Here is a 16,133-nt window from a genome sequence, read left to right as displayed (position 1 = left end):
ATGTAATTATTCATTAATTAATGCTGCGGTGTGACAAGCCACAATTGCGGCTGTTTCTGTGCGCAATCTGGTGTGACCCAAAGTTACAGGAATGAAATTGTTTTTAAGAGCTAACGAAATTTCTTTTGTGCTAAAATCGCCTTCAGGACCAATTAAAATTGTAAGATCTGTTTTTGGAGTGATGAGCTGTTTTAGTGATTTTTTATCGGTTTCTTCGCAATGGGCAATAAAACAAGTTCCGTTATGTTCCTGAGTGATAAACGATTTTAAAGCTACCGGTTCGTTTAGCTTAGGCATATAATAATGCAAAGACTGTTTCATAGCCGCCTGTAATATTTTTTCGTACCGTTCTAACTTTACAACTTTGCGCTCGCTATGGTCGCAAATAATAGGAGTAATGCTATCAATACCAATTTCTGTGGCTTTCTCTAGAAACCATTCGTAACGATCATTCATTTTTGTAGGTGCTACAGCAAGGTGAATGTTGTAATCTCTAGCATTTTGAAACGTTTTCTCTGTAATGGTTGCTAAGCAATTCTTAACATCTGCTAAATTTAATTCTGCAGTAAACAACCACCCTTTACCATTCGTGACGAATAACTTATCGGCCGTACTTTTTCTTAACACTTTTACAATATGTCTGCTTTCTTCTTTGGAAAAGGCAATTTGCGTGGTGTTTTCAGTAACATCGGGATTGTAGAATAATTGCATAATTTAAATAACTTTGGATATTAAAAGGCCTATATTTTTAAACGGGCAGAAGCTGTAATATCGGCTTCTGAAAAATCGTTTTCTAAATATTTTAAATAGCCAACAATGGCAATCATAGCCGCATTATCGGTAGTAAATTCAAATTTAGGAACATAAGTGGTCCAACCAAATTTTTGTTCACCATCTTTTAGTGCTTTTCTAATGCCTGAATTTGCCGACACACCGCCACCAATGGCTATATGCTTAATTCCGGTTTGTTTACTGGCAAGTTTTAATTTATCAATTAAAATACCAATAATGGTATACTGAATGGAAGCACAAATATCGTTTATGTTCTCTTCTATAAAATTAGGATTGGATTTGACTTCCTTTTGTATAAAATATAAAATGGCGGTTTTTAATCCTGAAAAACTAAAATTTAAACCGTCTACTTTGGGTTTCGTAAATTTAAAGGCTTTCGGATTTCCTAATTGTGCACGTTTGTCTATTTCTGGTCCAGCAGGATAGCCTAAACCTAAAATTTTTCCACTTTTGTCGTAAGCTTCACCAACAGCGTCGTCTATAGTTTCTCCAATAACTTCCATGTCGAAGTAGCCATTCACTTTAACTATTTGTGTATGTCCTCCAGAAATAGTCATGGCCAAGAAAGGAAACGGAGGTTTGTTAAATCCGTCTTCATCTATAAAATGCGCAAGAATGTGACCTTGCATATGGTTAACATCGATAAGCGGAATATTTAAACCATAAGCTAAAGACTTCGCAAAAGAGGTTCCTACCAATAAAGATCCCATTAATCCAGGACCACGAGTAAATGCTATGGCTTGTAGTTGGTCTTTAGAAATCCCTGCTTTTACAAGGGCTTGAGCAACCACGGGTACAATATTTTGTTGATGAGCTCGAGAAGCAAGTTCTGGAACAACACCTCCAAATTCTTCATGAATTTTTTGGCTAGCAACAACATTGCTTAGTATTTTTCCGTTGTGTATTACAGACGCCGCAGTATCGTCGCAAGAGGACTCAATTCCTAAAATGTAAATATTTTCTGAATGCATTAGAATGTATTAGAAGTATTGTTATTTTTGGGCTCAAAGTTATAACTTTAAACCGTATCAAAAAATTTTTAAAAATACTATCCAAACTAGCAGCCATCATTTTTCTGCTATTCGTTATTTTAGTTGTGATTTTGTCGATTCCAGGGGTGCAAACCAGATTAGGAAAATACGCCACATCTAAATTAAATGAGTCTTTCCACACGCACATAAATATCGGGGCGGTAGGTCTTCATTTTAATGGAGAAGTACAGGTTAAAAATGTTTATATAGAAGATTATAAGCAGGATACTTTAATTAGTGCAAAACTACTGCAAACACATATTGTAAATTTTCGAAACTTATATAATGGTAGGTTGGTGTTTTCCGAGATTGAGTTAACCGATTTAGATTTTAATATAAAAACATACAAAGACGAGGAGCAAACCAATTTAGATGTTTTTGTAGCGCGTTTCGACGATGATAATAACGACGATACACCAAGTAATTTTTTACTCTCGTCTAGCGATGTCTCTATTTACAACGGACATTTTACCTTTACCAACGAAAACTTGGAAACGCCAGAAGTAATGGTGTTTAAAGATATTACCATTAATGCTTCTAAATTTTTAATTCACGGACCTAAAGTGTCTGCGCGAATAAATACGTTAGAGTTAACCGATAGTAGAGGGTTACATATAGATAATATGAGTACTAATTTTGCGTATACATTAAACGATATAACGTTCGCAAATTTAGATTTAAAAACAGATGAGTCCAGCTTAAAAGGAGATATTCGATTTGAATTTGATCGTGAAGACCTTCAGTTTTTTACAGATAAAGTTCAGGTGAATGCTAATATAACCTCGGCAGATTTAGCCTTGCGAGACCTGAATTATTTTTACGACGAATTTGGTGTTAATCAATCGGCGGATTTTTCGGTGTTGTTAACGGGAACTTTAAACGATTTAAATTTAGATAATCTTGATCTAAGAACCAATAGAGGGTCTAGGATTATAGGAGATTTAAATTTTAAAAACTTGTTTAATAGAGCAGATGATAGCTTTTATATGAAAGGTGATTTTACCAGATTGTCTTCAACGTATAAAGATTTAATCACACTATTGCCTAATTTATTAGGACAAACCATTCCTTCTAACTTCGATCGGTTTGGGTACTTTAATATTACGGGAACTTCCGAGATAACGACTAATAAAATTATAGCCGATTTAAGGATGAACACGACCTTAGGTCTAATAGAATCTGATTTAGTTTTAACCGATATTAATGATATTGATAAAGCTAAATACAAAGGAAATGTAGTAGTTACAGATTTCGACTTTGGGGCGTATATAGATAATACACAGGTGGGCAAAACATCTCTAGATATCGATATTGAGGGAAGCGGATTTACAGTAGACAATGTAAATACTAAAGTAAATGGGAAAGTGTTTTCATTTGAATTTAATAACTATGCGTACAGCAATATCTCTGTTTTAGGAAACTTTAAAAAAAGTATTTATAACGGAAATTTAAAGATAGCCGATCCTAATTTTAAACTAGAATTTAACGGCCTAGCCGATTTTTCTAAGCAAACCAATATGGTCGATTTTGTTGCCGATGTGCAATATGCCGACTTAAGAAAGTTAAACTTTGTAAAAAGAGACACCCTTTCCATCTTTAAAGGCGTTGTAGAAATGAGAGCTTTGGGAACATCTATAAACGATGTAGAAGGTCTTATTGCCATGACAGATGCCAATTATTTAAATGAACATGATAACTATGTGTTCGATGTATTTACTATTAATTCGGTGTTTAGGGATTCTGTAAGATACGTTATGATTGATTCTCCAGATATTATTGAAGGAGAAATGAGTGGTATTTTTAGGTTTAGAGATATTGGGATTATGTTTAGAAATGCCATTGGCGGTATTTATAGTAATTTCGAACCAGATCCGGTGAAACAAAATCAATACCTCGATTTTAATTTTAGTATTTATAATAAGATTGTAGAAGTTTTTTATCCAGACATCAAACTTGGTAAGAATACCTTTGTAAATGGTCACGTGCAAAGCAATCAAGAATTGGTGAATTTTAAATTTAAATCGCCAGAAATTAGATTGTTCGAGTATTTTGCGAGTAATATTGAAATTGATATCAATAATAAAAATCCATTATATAATACGTATATAGAAATCGATAGTTTTTACACCAAGTTTTACGATATCTCAAAATTTAGCTTAGTAAATAAAACCATGAACGACACCTTGTTTATGCGTACAGAATTTCAGGGAGGAAAGCGTAATGATGATGTGTTTAACTTAAATTTTTATCATACAATTAATGCCGACAATAATTCGGTTTTAGGTTTTAAAAAATCTGATGTTACCTTTAAAACCAATACATGGACTATTAACAAGGACCGAGATACTTTAAATAAAATTGAAGTTTCTCGCGATTTACAAAATATCAATATCGATAAGCTTGCCATGTCTTTAGGTGACGAATTAATTACCCTAGAGGGCTATTTAAAAGATTCTTTAAATAAGGATTTGGTGCTAAATTTTAATAAAGTAGATTTAGAAAAAGTAACACCTACATTTGATAGTCTGACCTTAGGCGGGATTTTAAATGGTAAAATCGATATTCTTCAACAAAAAGGAAATTACACTCCTAGCTCGGATGTAACTATAGATTCCCTAGAGGTAAATAATTTTAATTTAGGTTCCTTCTCCGGTAACATAACAGGAAACGAGAATTTAACGCGATATTTCGTTAACGCAAAAATTAAGAACGATGTTACCAACTCGTTTGCCGCAATTGGGTATATCGATGCTATAAATAATGAATCGCATATAGATGTTGATTTAAAATTTGAGAATTTCGATTTAAAACCTTTTAGTCCGCTAGGAAAAGATGTTATTAGCGACATACGTGGCTTTGTAACTGGAGATGCTAAACTAATAGGAGATTTAAAAAAGCCTTCAATAGAAGGAGCCTTAGACTTAAAGGAAGCCGGATTACTTGTTCCTTTGTTAAATACCAATTTTAATTTTGCCGAAGGCTCTCGAGTTTTATTGAAAGATCAAGAATTTCGTTTTGACAACATTAAGATAACCGATAACGCTTTCGATACAAAAGGCGTTTTAGGCGGTTACATTAGACACAATAATTTTTCTGATTGGGAATTAGGTATAGATATTACTACCGATCGTTTGCTAGTGCTTAATACAGATTATACAGAAGATGCCTTATATTATGGTACAGGCTATATAGGTGGGAGGGCAACTATTTATGGTCCAACAGAAGAACTTGCTATTTCTGTGGTTGGAGAGACCAAAAAGGGAACGGTTTTTAAAATCCCAATGAACGATTCCGAATCTTTTGGAGATAATACGTTTATTCATTTTTTAAGTGCAGAAGAAAAACAAGCAAAGCTAGAGGGGAAGGAACTTATAGTTCGAGACATTAAAGGTTTGGAGCTAGATTTTGATTTAGAAGTGACCAATGATGCCGAAATAGAAATTGTAATGGACCGAGATTCGGGAAGTACAATTAAAGGGCGTGGTATTGGTGGATTACTTATTGAAATTAATACAAACGGAAAATTTAATATTTATGGTGACTTTTCGGTATTTAAAGGAGTCTACAATTTTATGTATGGTGGTTTAGTACAGAAAGAGTTTACGGTAGAACCTGGAGGAACATTAGCTTGGGATGGTGATCCGCTAGGAGCAAGGATAGATTTAAAGGCGATTTATAAAACGCAAGCAAATCCATCACCTCTATTAGATAATCCTATAAATAAGAGTATTCCAGTAAATGTAGAGATTAATTTAACGGAGCAATTGGATAAACCAGAGGTTAATTTTGGTTTTCAATTTCCGAATGTAAATTCTACAGTAAAATCGGAGTTAACATATAGACTAGAATCTAAAGAAGATCGCGATAATCAGGCATTGTATTTATTAACTACAGGAGCATTTTCAAGCGGATTAACAGGAATTAACCCTTACGGAACTTTAACCGAGCGATTAAATGGTATTGTAAACGGATTATTTTCTGAAAGTGATAACAAGTTAAACATTGGTTTAAATTACGAATTGGGAGAGAATAATCCAGAATATCAAACAGATGATCGTTTTGGGGTAACGCTTCAAACCCAAATTAGCGATCGCGTAATGATTAATGGTAATGTAGATGTTCCTGTGGGTGGTGTAAGTCAAACTGTGATTGCAGGAGATATTGAAGTCAATTTTTTACTAAACGAAGAAGGGACGTTAACCGCAAATGTGTTTAACCGAGAAAACAGCATTCAAGATTTTGGTGAAGAAATAGGTTATACTCAAGGTGTAGGTATTTCATATAATGTCGATTTTGATACGTTCAGAGAATTGCTTTTAAAAATATTTGTTGGCGAAAAGACAAATAATGAAGATGAAAATTCTGAAAACGAAACACCAAAACCTGTAAGTCCACTTCCGGCATATATTAATATGAAATCGGAAATTTCGGACGAATAAATCCTTCCATTTTGCCTATTTAATCAATTTAAAAATAAGTTTTTAACTTTTTTGTTAATTCAAACGTTATAGTGTTATAGGGCCTGTTAAAAAGTTTTAAAAGGGGTTTTATATGTTGATTATCTTTAGTAGCTTTACTAACAAATCAATAAAACATGTCAAAAACCATTAAAAAAATAGGTGTTTTAACATCAGGAGGAGATTCTCCAGGAATGAATGCCGGGATTCGTGCGGTAGTTAGAACATGTGCTTTTCATAATATTGAATGTGTGGGTATTGTTCAAGGGTATCAAGGTATGATTCGAGGTGAATTTATTCCTATGGATGCGCGTAGTGTAAAGGGAATCATCAATAAAGGAGGTACCATTTTAAAAACTGCGAGATCTAAAGAATTTAGAACGAAAGAAGGTCGCCAAAAAGCTTATGAAAATTTACAACAAGAAGGCGTAGATGCTTTGGTTGTTATTGGTGGAGATGGTAGCTTTACAGGAGCAATGATTTTTAGTTCGGAATTCGATATGCCAGTCATGGGGATTCCAGGAACCATAGATAACGATATTTTCGGAACAACACATACATTAGGATACGATACGGCATTAAATACCGTAGTAGAAGTTATCGATAAAATTAGAGATACTGCGAGTTCTCACGACCGTTTATTCTTTATAGAAGTAATGGGACGCGATGTTGGGCATATTGCGCTTAACGTTGGTGTAGCTGGGGGCGCAGAAGAAATCTTAATACCAGAAGAAAATTTAGGATTAGATAGATTGTTAGAATCTTTACATAGAAGTAAAAATTCTGGTAAATCTTCTAGTATAGTAGTTGTTGCAGAAGGCGATAAAATTGGTAAGAACGTATTTGAACTAAAAGATTATGTCGACGAGCATATGTCGGAATATGAAGTGCGTGTATCTGTTTTAGGACATATGCAACGTGGAGGTTCACCATCGTGCTTCGACCGTGTATTGGCAAGTCGTATGGGAGTAAAAGCAGTAGAAAGTTTGTTAGAAGGAAAGTCTAATTTCATGGTCGGTTTATTAAACGATGTCATGTCTTTAACACCTTTAGATCAAGCTATAAAAGGTCAATCAAAAATTAACTTAGAATTATTACGTGTGTCAGATATCATGACCACTTAAACATTAAATTTAGAATATGTCAAAATTAAAAATTGGAATTAACGGATTTGGTAGAATAGGTAGAATTGCATTTAGAATAGCAGTTTCAAGACCTGATATTCAAATAGTAGGAATTAATGATTTATTAGATGTAGATCACTTAGCTTACTTATTAAAATATGATTCTGTACACGGAAGATTTGATGGAACAATTTCAACAAACAACGGAAACTTAGTAGTAAACGGTAATGAAATTAGAATTACTGCAGAACGTAACCCAGAAGATTTAAAATGGGATGAAGTAGAAGCTGAAGTTGTTTTAGATTGTACAGGAATTTTTACTTCATTAGAAGGTGCACAAAAGCACATTACTGCTGGAGCTAAAAAAGTAGCAATCTCTGCACCATCTGGAGATGCACCAATGTTTGTTATGGGAGTTAACCATAAAGAAGTAAAAGCAACAGATACAATTGTTTCTAACGCATCTTGTACTACTAACTGTTTAGCGCCTTTAGCTAAAGTTATTAATGATAAATTTGGTATCGTAGAAGGATTAATGACAACTGTTCACGCTGCAACTGCAACTCAGTTTACAGTAGATGGTCCATCTAAAAAAGATTTCAGATTAGGTCGTGCGTCTTTAAACAACATCGTACCTGCTTCAACTGGAGCGGCTAAAGCTGTAGGGAAAGTAATTCCTGAATTAAACGGAAAATTAACTGGTATGGCTTTTAGAGTACCAACCGTAGATGTTTCTGTAGTAGACTTAACTTGTCGTATCGAGAAAAAAGCATCTTGGGACGAAATTAAAGCGGCTTTAAAAGAAGCTTCTGAAAACGAATTAGAAGGTATCTTAGGATATACTGAAGAAGGTGTTGTTTCTCAAGATTTCGTATCTGAACCAAAAACAAGTACTTTCGATGCTAACGCAAGTATGGCATTAAACGATGGGTTTATTAAATTAGTATCTTGGTATGATAACGAATATGGTTATTCTTCTAAGTTAGTAGATTTAGCACAACACATTGCAACAGTAAAATAATTTTTTTTAATATAACTCCACAGAGTTCTTGTGTTTAGCGCACAGTACTCTGTGGGGTTTTTTTATACCTAACCTTATGATTTTAATTGTTGATAGTGGTTCTACAAAATCCGATTGGATTGCAGTAGATAAAAATGGGAAACAACTTCTCGAAAAAGTAAGAACTAACGGATTAAATCCAGCAATTCTTTCTGAAAAGAAATTAAAAAAAATTATAAAAAAGAGTGAAGTTTTAAACGAGTACAAAAAAGACGTAACTCATGTGTTTTTTTACGGTGCTGGTTGTGGAACAGATAAACCTAAACAGCAATTAAAAGACGTTTTAGAAGGCTTTTTTGAAAATGCAGAAGTGAGTGTCGATGAAGATACAATGGCGGCTGTATATTCTACAATAAATACACCAACAGAAGCTGCTGTAGTTTGTATTTTAGGAACTGGATCTAACTGTAGTTATTTTGATGGAACACAAATACATCAACGTGTAAAGTCTCTTGGTTGGAGTTTAATGGATGATGCTAGTGGTAATTACTACGGTAAACAATTAATCCGTGATTACTATTTTAATAATATGCCCGAAACCATTCGTGTGGCTATGGCAGATAAATATAATTTGGAAGCAGATTATATTAAATACAATATTTACAAGCAACCCAATCCAAACGCATTTCTAGCATCGTTTGCAGAGTTTATGTTTTTAAATAAAGATTCAGAATACATTCAGAATCTAATTAAAGATGGGATTAGATTGTTTGCTAAAAATCAGATTTTACAATTTAAAGAAGAAATAAAAACAGTACCAGTTCATTTTGCAGGATCAATAGCTTATTTCGCTAAAGACGAAATATTAGAAGTTGCAAAAGAAATGAATTTTACTGTTGGTAATTTTGCAAGACGCCCAATTGAAGGTTTAGCGAAATTTCATACTCAGGATATAGAATAATGGAAATAGCAATTATCGCTCACGACGGAAAGAAAGCTGAAATGGTTCAGTTTTTAAACGAACATAGAGATATTTTAGATCAGAAGAAAATCTCGTTAATTTCTACGGGGACTACAGGAACTAAAGTAGAAAAGGCAGGATTTAAGGTGACACCTTATTTATCTGGCCCTTTAGGTGGAGATGCGCAAATCGCAGCGCGCGTAGCGGAAGGATTGTGCCATATGGTTTTATTTTTTAGAGATCCTCTAGAAAAGCATCCGCACGAACCAGATATTTTTATGCTTATGAGGATTTGCGATGTGCACGATGTGCCATTAGCAACAAATCCTGCAACCGCAGAGTTGTTAATCAAAGCATTATAAAAACTAAAAAATCTCTTCTAGAGATTTTTTTTTGTTTTTAGTATAAAAGTATCTTCTTTATCAAAAGAAGTTTATATTAAAACAAAGACCAATTAATTTTAAGCGGTTACTCCACAGTAGAACGCAAAAGAACCATAACATATGTTTAGACATCAAGGAAAAAGTCGAACTAAAAAGCATAACCTACGTATTGCGACTATCTTATCTTTCGTAGCAGGTATTGTAAATGTTTCCGGATTTCTTGCGTTTAAACAGCTTACAACCAATGTTACCGGTCACTTTGCACTATTTATATACGACGTCTCAAACCTTGAGTTTTGGATTGGTACCATTTACTTCCTTTATATATTTTCCTTTTTATTTGGGTCTTTCCTTTCGAGTTTTCTCATCGAAAAATTTAAAGAAAGTAAACAACTCAATGTTTTTGTAATACCTACACTAATAGAGTGTTTGGTATTGACGTCTATCGGATTGCTTAGTAATTTTGTAGAGATAGATTATGCCGATTTTATTGTTTGTCTACTGCTTTTTGCGATGGGCGTGCAGAATTCATTCGTAACAAAAATTTCAAATGCAGTGGTTAGAACAACGCATTTAACAGGACTTTTTACAGATTTAGGAATAGATATCTCGCAATTATTTTTTCCCAAACTATATCCCAACCGTGAAAAGTTAAAATCGCAAATTAAATTACGAATTTACATTATCTTGTTCTTTTTTGCCGGCGGACTTATAGGAGGATTCCTGTATTCTGAAATGCATTTTGGTTTAAATACATTAATTTTTGCAACTCTAATATTACTTGGTAGTTTGTTTTTTGATGATTTTAGATATAAAATTATTAAAACGAGAAGGAAATATACACGCAAAAGTATAGTGTCTTAATTTAGTATTTATCTACGCTCAAGTAAATTTTAAAAACAGTGCAAAACTCAGGATGTTCATGAAATGTCAAATGTTTTTTCTGCCGCTAGGTATTAAAATGAAATCTTATGATGTGTGTAAGTTGTTTATTTTAAAAAGTTTAACGTCTACTTAAAGTCCTTCATGTTTTAGCGTATTACAAAATATATAATCCTTTTGAGTTAAAAATAACAAATGGGTGTATTTAAATTTTACTTAATTTAGATTGTACTAAAGCATGTAATAAATTGGTTTTCTTGTTTTTAAAAAAAGGTATCATAGATAAGATATATTGGAGAGACTTGAAACTAAATATTTGGAGACAAGTTCTATGTATCAACAGAATATTAGGTTATAGCTTTAAGCCTACATTATCGAAGAATTACTTTTAGAAAAATGCTTTTTAGTCACCTTGGAACGGATTTTTATTAATAAAATTGAGTGTGCTTATGACCATCGAAATAGTTATCATATTTGTTATTTTGGGATTAAGTCTTATTTTCTTTGCGCTCGAGCTTTTTTCTATAGATAAAATTTCCATTTTCGTATTGGCCTCACTCTTACTTGCTGGTTTTCTTTCGCCAGAAGAAGCACTTACAGGGTTTAGCAATACAGCCACAATTACTATTCTTATGCTCATGATTATCGCTACTGCTATGGAGCAAAATGGTGTGATAAATATGCTATCCGAATCGATGACCAAGTTAAAAGGATTGCCACTTTTATTACTTATTCCTGTTATTATGTTTATAGTCGCGGGTATATCTGCGTTTATTAGTACTACCGCAGTGGTTATTGTATTTGTAAAGCTTACCAACGAGTTACACCAACGTTATGGGATTTCACAATCTAAATTGTTATTGCCCATTTCTTTTGCTGGTATACTGGGAGGTAGCTGTACATTAATGGGAACGTCTACCAACTTAATTGTAAATGCAATTGCCGAGCAAAGTGGTGTACCAAAATTGTCGTTTTTCGAGTTTACTAATTACGGACTTATTTTTCTTGGAGTTGGCGTGGTGGTGGTAACCGGCTTGTCGTTCTTGCTACCTTACGATTCTAAAAAGACCAAAAATTTTCAAAAGGAACTTCAAGATTTTATTACAAAACTGTGTATTAATAAGGAGTCTACGTTAATAGGTAAGACTATTGGCGAAACTTTTTTATTTACTAATCCGAACGTGCAATTACTTAAAATGACACGAGATGGCATCACTACAAATGCCCCAGGAAAATACATCACACTAAAAGAAGATGATATTTTGCTAGTTAACGCGAGTATGGATAATTTATTGAAAGCCAAAGAAACAGAAGGCATTACTTTATTTAATGAAGTTATACCTGGAGAACATGAAGATGAAGATAATCCAGAGCAAGTAAAACGAGCGGTAAAGAAAGATACTCACATTGTAGAGCTTTTAATTCTTCCTAATTCTAATTTGTTGGGGTTACGTTTAGGGGATATAAAACCGGCCATGATTATGGAGGCCAATCCGCTAGCTATAAAAAAGCGGATTAATATGCGCAATACCAAAGAACGGCTTATTAGAAAACGTGAAGATAAAATCAGGTTAAAAGTAAGCGATCGCTTGTTAATTCAAATCGACGAGGATGAAGTAGATAAATTAGAAGGCATAGAACATGTGGTAGTTATGCAACAACTATCAAGTAGCACGTTCCCCAACGCTCGTAAAAAGTACATATCGCTAGCTATTTTAATCCTGACAATTGGGTTGGCAGCGACGGGGCTGTTTCCTATAGTTAAAAGTACAATTATTGGCGTTTTTCTATTACTCGTGTTCAATTGCTTAAAATTAAATACGGTGTATAAAGATATTAATTGGGAAGTTATTTTTTTATTAGCGGGTTTGATTCCCATTGGTATTGCCATGAAAAATACTGGAGCAGAAGTATGGTTGTCAGAAAATTTAATAGGTATGCTTCAAGGTCAAAGTCCGATGCTAGTTATTGCTGCACTCTTTGGAATTACAATGCTGTTTAGTGGCGTAATTTCTAATAATGCAACAGCAATTATAATGACACCCATTGCACTTTCTGTTGCCGCGGGTTTAAATTTAGATCCTAAATTTTTTATCCTATCTGTATTGTTTGCTTCCAACTTTAGCTTTTTCACGCCTATGGGATACCAAACCAATACCATTATTTATGGACTCGGTATTTATTCCTTCCGCCATTTTGCAATTATAGGTGGTGTGTTATCCGTTATATTATGGGTGTTGGCCACATTTTTGTTTTCGGCTAAAATATAAGGAAAGACATTATCTGTTTTTAGTTTAGGTCTAATCGGTTAAAATAAGGTATAACAGTTTGTCACGATAACACTTTTACCATCTTTTAAAGGAAGAGATGCTAAGAAAGAAACCTCTTTAACTTTAAAATTAAAGGGTGGCTCTAAAATGTTGACGCCACTTCCATTTTTCAATCGAATACCTTGGCCGGAAATAATATCTATGTTCGGTGAAAAATGAGACGTTGGTAAGTGTTCAGTAAGTATAACATATTTAAAAGTTGTTAGCTTATTTAAGATGTTTTGAATTTCTGAATTTGACAGATGTTGAAGTACTTGTCTTAAAATAGCACAGTCTCCATGAGGTAACTCGTCCACAGCAAGATCTAGGCATTCAAATATTAAATTATCCGCATTAAATGTTTCTTTGTTATGAATAATAAGATCAGAAACAATATCTACGCCAGTATAACGGCTTGTATAGTGCACTAATTGTTTCCCAATGTTAAAATCGCCACAGCCTAAATCACAAACCTGTAAAGCGCTGTTGTGTTGTTTTAAAAAAGAGATTACTGCCTTTATATACGGATTAACAAAATCGGGATGATGAGAACCTTCTCCAGAATAAAATGTAGTCTGATTATCTCCCCATAGTTTCATTTCATAAACCTGTTCCATTGCGGCCTTTGTTGGCCATGGTGTTTTTTTTCTTTTTTTGTTAGACGAATTTTCAGTCATTGGTTTTAATCTAAAAATAGGTTTAAATATAATACTAATATTTAGGTTATACATGTATTCAAATTTAGGTCATGACCATAGTTAGTATACTTTCATATTATTTTTTTAATGTATGTTTGTAATATGAGATACTTAGAGAAATTTACACCGATTTATTTTATACTCTTTACTTTTGTGTTGTGCTTAGGTTGTAGTTCTGATGATACGAATGCAGATTCTGATGACGACGATATTGCAGAAGAAAAAATAGCCCTGACAAGCTTTGATATGCTAACGAAAGACCATACGTTTTCTGTTATAAAGTCTGATGTTTTTTCTGTAGACTCTTTGGTGGTATGTCTTTTTCCTGCGCCTGTAGATTATGCTAGCATAAGTCCTCTAGTTAATTTTGAAGGTACCAGTATTTCGTATCGCATAAATAACGAATCGTTTATTGAATACTCCGAATCGGTAAACAACAATATCGATTTTAGTTATCCTAATGTTGTAGATTTTAAAATCTCAAATTCAGACGATACAGAGTCTAAAGTATATAGAATTATTGTTGATACAGAGCAACCTATTTTATTTGCGAATTCTGAAATTACGATTCCAGATTCTCCGGTAAGTAGTAATTATAACGGTTTAAATATAGATACGTGGAGAAATGTTGGAAATTACCCAATTAGACTGACGTATAGAACTACGGAATATGTAGATGTTGAAACTCCGGAAACAGGTTTAAATAATATTTTTAGTACAACCTTAACCACAGCATCTGATATTATAAATCCGAATGAAGAGGGACAAGTTAACGTTTTTACAACAAATGCTACGATACCTGGATCTTACGCTTCTACGGCTTTATTTAACCTGAATTTTAATGAAAATTTAGGCTATATTGTTTACGATGACACCACAAATATATATGTGAAGGATATCGGATATGCAAAGGCGACATTAAAGTTAAAAGGGACCATGATTTAATTGGTCATCACAAGTTTCAATAAGCTTATAGTAATTAGTTGCCATTTCAAAATTGATTTTTTGAAGAATCTGCTAGATTATAATCCGAGTTGTATTCTTCAAAAAATATTAGAAGTATTAATCTTTTTCAATAACTAATCGCGACAAGGCTTCTGGGTAACCGCGCTCAATAGCGAGTTCACGCGCCAAAATATCAATGTCCATTTTAGAAATACTATCTAATAAAGTACTTGAATTTAAAAGTGTTTTAATTGCAGGAATAATATCTTCTTCTTGCATTTTTGTTAAAATCTGATTGGCTACCGTTAATGCAGAAGATGCTTTAACAATTTCACTTCTAGCATAAGATTTGCAAGGGAAACTAACTTCGCCAACTCTTAAACTTGGATCGTTCCCAGGTATTTGCTGTGCGCCATATAAAGGCGGGCCACCAACTTGGGCAGATTGAAACGACGGGATGTATTTAGCGACTGAATCGATGGCGTTTTCAGTTCTGCTTTTAATTTCTTCAGTGTCCCAACCAGAATCTAGTTTTTGGGTAATGCCGGCGTCAAATTCGGGTTGCGACATATTATCTTTAGATTGTACTAAGCCATGTTCAAATAAGGTAATATCGTTAGTCATACCATGAATCTGATAATAATCGTCGCAATAGGGTGTAAGTTGTGTCATGCCGTGCGGAGTTCCGCGTTCTCCATGAAAAATAAGTTCTGGGATTAATCCAGGAATGGGTTGCCATTTTGAAACATAGGCCGCTTTAAATTCAATTAAACGTTCCGTGTTTAGATGTAAAGATTCGTCGAATGTCCCTGTTTTAAAACCACATGAATTCACCAAGTATTTCACTTTGTATATCTCATCTTCAGTGTGTATTTCCCAGTTGTAGCCTAAATTATCGTGACTAACATCTTTAATTGACGAAACGTTAGTATTGGTTTTTAAAGAACATGTCTCGGTTTTAGACAATGCTAATTGTGCTTGAGCGCCTAGTCTAAATAAGTTCCAACCAAATTCTTGGACAAGGATTACAGGTGTTTTTAATTTAGTATAATCAATTAAATGTATCGTATTTATCATCCATTCATCGGCCGTTTTTGGACGAGCAATCGCTGGACGATTTGCTAAGGTGGCTAAATCTTCCTTAGTGTATATTTTATAGTAATCTTTAGGAGCTCCAAGGATGGCGTTAGAAGGATCTTCAGCAATCAATTTGGAGTAATAGGCCACTAACATCTCAAGACGATGTTCAATATTATCTAAGCTGTATTTTTCCGATTTAGGAACACTAATAAATGTTGGTCTTTCGTCTATAGATTGTGGAAATAATTTTGCCATTTCTATAGATTGCTTCATTAGTATTCTACATTGCGCTTCAGAAATATCTGGATATAAATTTCCTCCGGCATGTAAATGACAAAAAGGAGGTCCGTTTACAACACTATTTTCTTGTTCAAATAAAATAGAATCGATGCCATTTTCGGCCAATTGCAAAGCGGATACTACTCCTGAAACACCGCCACCTATAATACCAACATTGTAAATTTCGCTCAT

The 16,133-nt window shown here is 33.8% G+C and carries 12 protein-coding genes; 8 read left to right on the top strand and 4 right to left on the bottom strand.

Annotated features, from left to right (window positions below):
* Positions 1 to 6: 6 nt before the first annotated feature.
* Together AC0UBM_RS04700 and tsaD are read right to left on the bottom strand one after the other, a co-directional pair.
* Positions 7 to 711 (bottom strand): 16S rRNA (uracil(1498)-N(3))-methyltransferase, encoded by a 705-nt coding sequence (locus tag AC0UBM_RS04700; protein WP_475687838.1) that lies wholly within the window; start codon positions 709 to 711, stop codon positions 7 to 9.
* A 29-nt stretch (positions 712 to 740) separates the two neighbouring features.
* Entirely contained in the window at positions 741 to 1,763 is a 1,023-nt protein-coding gene (gene tsaD / locus AC0UBM_RS04695; protein ID WP_475687837.1) for a tRNA (adenosine(37)-N6)-threonylcarbamoyltransferase complex transferase subunit TsaD, read from the bottom strand.
* A gap of 125 nt (positions 1,764 to 1,888) precedes the next feature.
* Between tsaD and AC0UBM_RS04690 the strand changes: the two genes are divergently transcribed.
* The 7 genes from AC0UBM_RS04690 to AC0UBM_RS04660 all read left to right on the top strand — a co-directional run bounded on the left by AC0UBM_RS04690 (position 1,889) and on the right by AC0UBM_RS04660 (position 12,900).
* Positions 1,889 to 6,262, top strand: a complete 4,374-nt coding sequence (locus AC0UBM_RS04690; RefSeq protein ID WP_475687836.1) for a translocation/assembly module TamB domain-containing protein — start codon at positions 1,889 to 1,891, stop codon at positions 6,260 to 6,262.
* Between the two features lie 155 nt (positions 6,263 to 6,417).
* Positions 6,418 to 7,404, top strand: coding sequence for a 6-phosphofructokinase (gene pfkA, locus AC0UBM_RS04685; protein ID WP_475687835.1), 987 nt, complete (start codon positions 6,418 to 6,420; stop codon positions 7,402 to 7,404).
* Positions 7,405 to 7,420: 16 nt separating this feature from the next.
* On the top strand, positions 7,421 to 8,425 hold the full coding sequence (gene gap / locus AC0UBM_RS04680; RefSeq protein WP_414034289.1) for a type I glyceraldehyde-3-phosphate dehydrogenase: 1,005 nt from the start codon (positions 7,421 to 7,423) through the stop codon (positions 8,423 to 8,425).
* Between the two features lie 76 nt (positions 8,426 to 8,501).
* Positions 8,502 to 9,365, top strand: a complete 864-nt coding sequence (locus AC0UBM_RS04675) for a BadF/BadG/BcrA/BcrD ATPase family protein (protein ID WP_475687834.1) — start codon at positions 8,502 to 8,504, stop codon at positions 9,363 to 9,365.
* Positions 9,365 to 9,727, top strand: a complete 363-nt coding sequence (locus AC0UBM_RS04670; RefSeq protein WP_475687833.1) for a methylglyoxal synthase — start codon at positions 9,365 to 9,367, stop codon at positions 9,725 to 9,727. The genes AC0UBM_RS04675 and AC0UBM_RS04670 overlap by 1 nt, the downstream gene beginning before the upstream one ends.
* 141 nt (positions 9,728 to 9,868) lie before the next feature.
* On the top strand, positions 9,869 to 10,612 hold the full coding sequence (locus AC0UBM_RS04665) for a YoaK family protein (protein WP_475687832.1): 744 nt from the start codon (positions 9,869 to 9,871) through the stop codon (positions 10,610 to 10,612).
* A gap of 467 nt (positions 10,613 to 11,079) precedes the next feature.
* Entirely contained in the window at positions 11,080 to 12,900 is a 1,821-nt protein-coding gene (locus tag AC0UBM_RS04660; RefSeq protein WP_475687830.1) for an SLC13 family permease, read from the top strand.
* A gap of 38 nt (positions 12,901 to 12,938) precedes the next feature.
* Here AC0UBM_RS04660 and AC0UBM_RS04655 read toward each other — a convergent pair whose 3' ends face one another.
* Positions 12,939 to 13,616, bottom strand: a complete 678-nt coding sequence (locus tag AC0UBM_RS04655) for a class I SAM-dependent methyltransferase (RefSeq protein ID WP_475687906.1) — start codon at positions 13,614 to 13,616, stop codon at positions 12,939 to 12,941.
* Positions 13,617 to 13,739: 123 nt separating this feature from the next.
* Between AC0UBM_RS04655 and AC0UBM_RS04650 the strand changes: the two genes are divergently transcribed.
* A complete protein-coding gene (locus tag AC0UBM_RS04650; protein WP_475687829.1) occupies positions 13,740 to 14,582 on the top strand; it encodes a hypothetical protein in 843 nt (280 codons plus the stop codon).
* Between the two features lie 117 nt (positions 14,583 to 14,699).
* Here AC0UBM_RS04650 and AC0UBM_RS04645 read toward each other — a convergent pair whose 3' ends face one another.
* A complete protein-coding gene (locus tag AC0UBM_RS04645) occupies positions 14,700 to 16,133 on the bottom strand; it encodes a hypothetical protein (RefSeq protein ID WP_475687828.1) in 1,434 nt (477 codons plus the stop codon).

The organism is Formosa sp. F44 (genome assembly GCF_056238645.1).
Note: the sequence above shows the minus strand (reverse complement) of the source record. Positions and strands in the feature narration are given on the sequence as shown.

Excerpts from the sequence above, each read along its gene's own strand:
- AC0UBM_RS04700 (WP_475687838.1), bottom strand. The coding sequence starts at position 711 with ATGCAATTATTCTACAATCCCGATGTTACTGAAAACACCACGCAAATT.
- AC0UBM_RS04675 (WP_475687834.1), top strand. The coding sequence starts at position 8,502 with ATGATTTTAATTGTTGATAGTGGTTCTACAAAATCCGATTGGATTGCA.
- AC0UBM_RS04660 (WP_475687830.1), top strand. The coding sequence starts at position 11,080 with ATGACCATCGAAATAGTTATCATATTTGTTATTTTGGGATTAAGTCTT.
- pfkA (WP_475687835.1), top strand. The coding sequence starts at position 6,418 with ATGTCAAAAACCATTAAAAAAATAGGTGTTTTAACATCAGGAGGAGAT.
- AC0UBM_RS04655 (WP_475687906.1), bottom strand. The coding sequence starts at position 13,616 with ATGACTGAAAATTCGTCTAACAAAAAAAGAAAAAAAACACCATGGCCA.
- AC0UBM_RS04645 (WP_475687828.1), bottom strand. The coding sequence starts at position 16,133 with ATGAGCGAAATTTACAATGTTGGTATTATAGGTGGCGGTGTTTCAGGA.
- AC0UBM_RS04650 (WP_475687829.1), top strand. The coding sequence starts at position 13,740 with ATGAGATACTTAGAGAAATTTACACCGATTTATTTTATACTCTTTACT.
- AC0UBM_RS04670 (WP_475687833.1), top strand. The coding sequence starts at position 9,365 with ATGGAAATAGCAATTATCGCTCACGACGGAAAGAAAGCTGAAATGGTT.
- gap (WP_414034289.1), top strand. The coding sequence starts at position 7,421 with ATGTCAAAATTAAAAATTGGAATTAACGGATTTGGTAGAATAGGTAGA.
- AC0UBM_RS04665 (WP_475687832.1), top strand. The coding sequence starts at position 9,869 with ATGTTTAGACATCAAGGAAAAAGTCGAACTAAAAAGCATAACCTACGT.
- tsaD (WP_475687837.1), bottom strand. The coding sequence starts at position 1,763 with ATGCATTCAGAAAATATTTACATTTTAGGAATTGAGTCCTCTTGCGAC.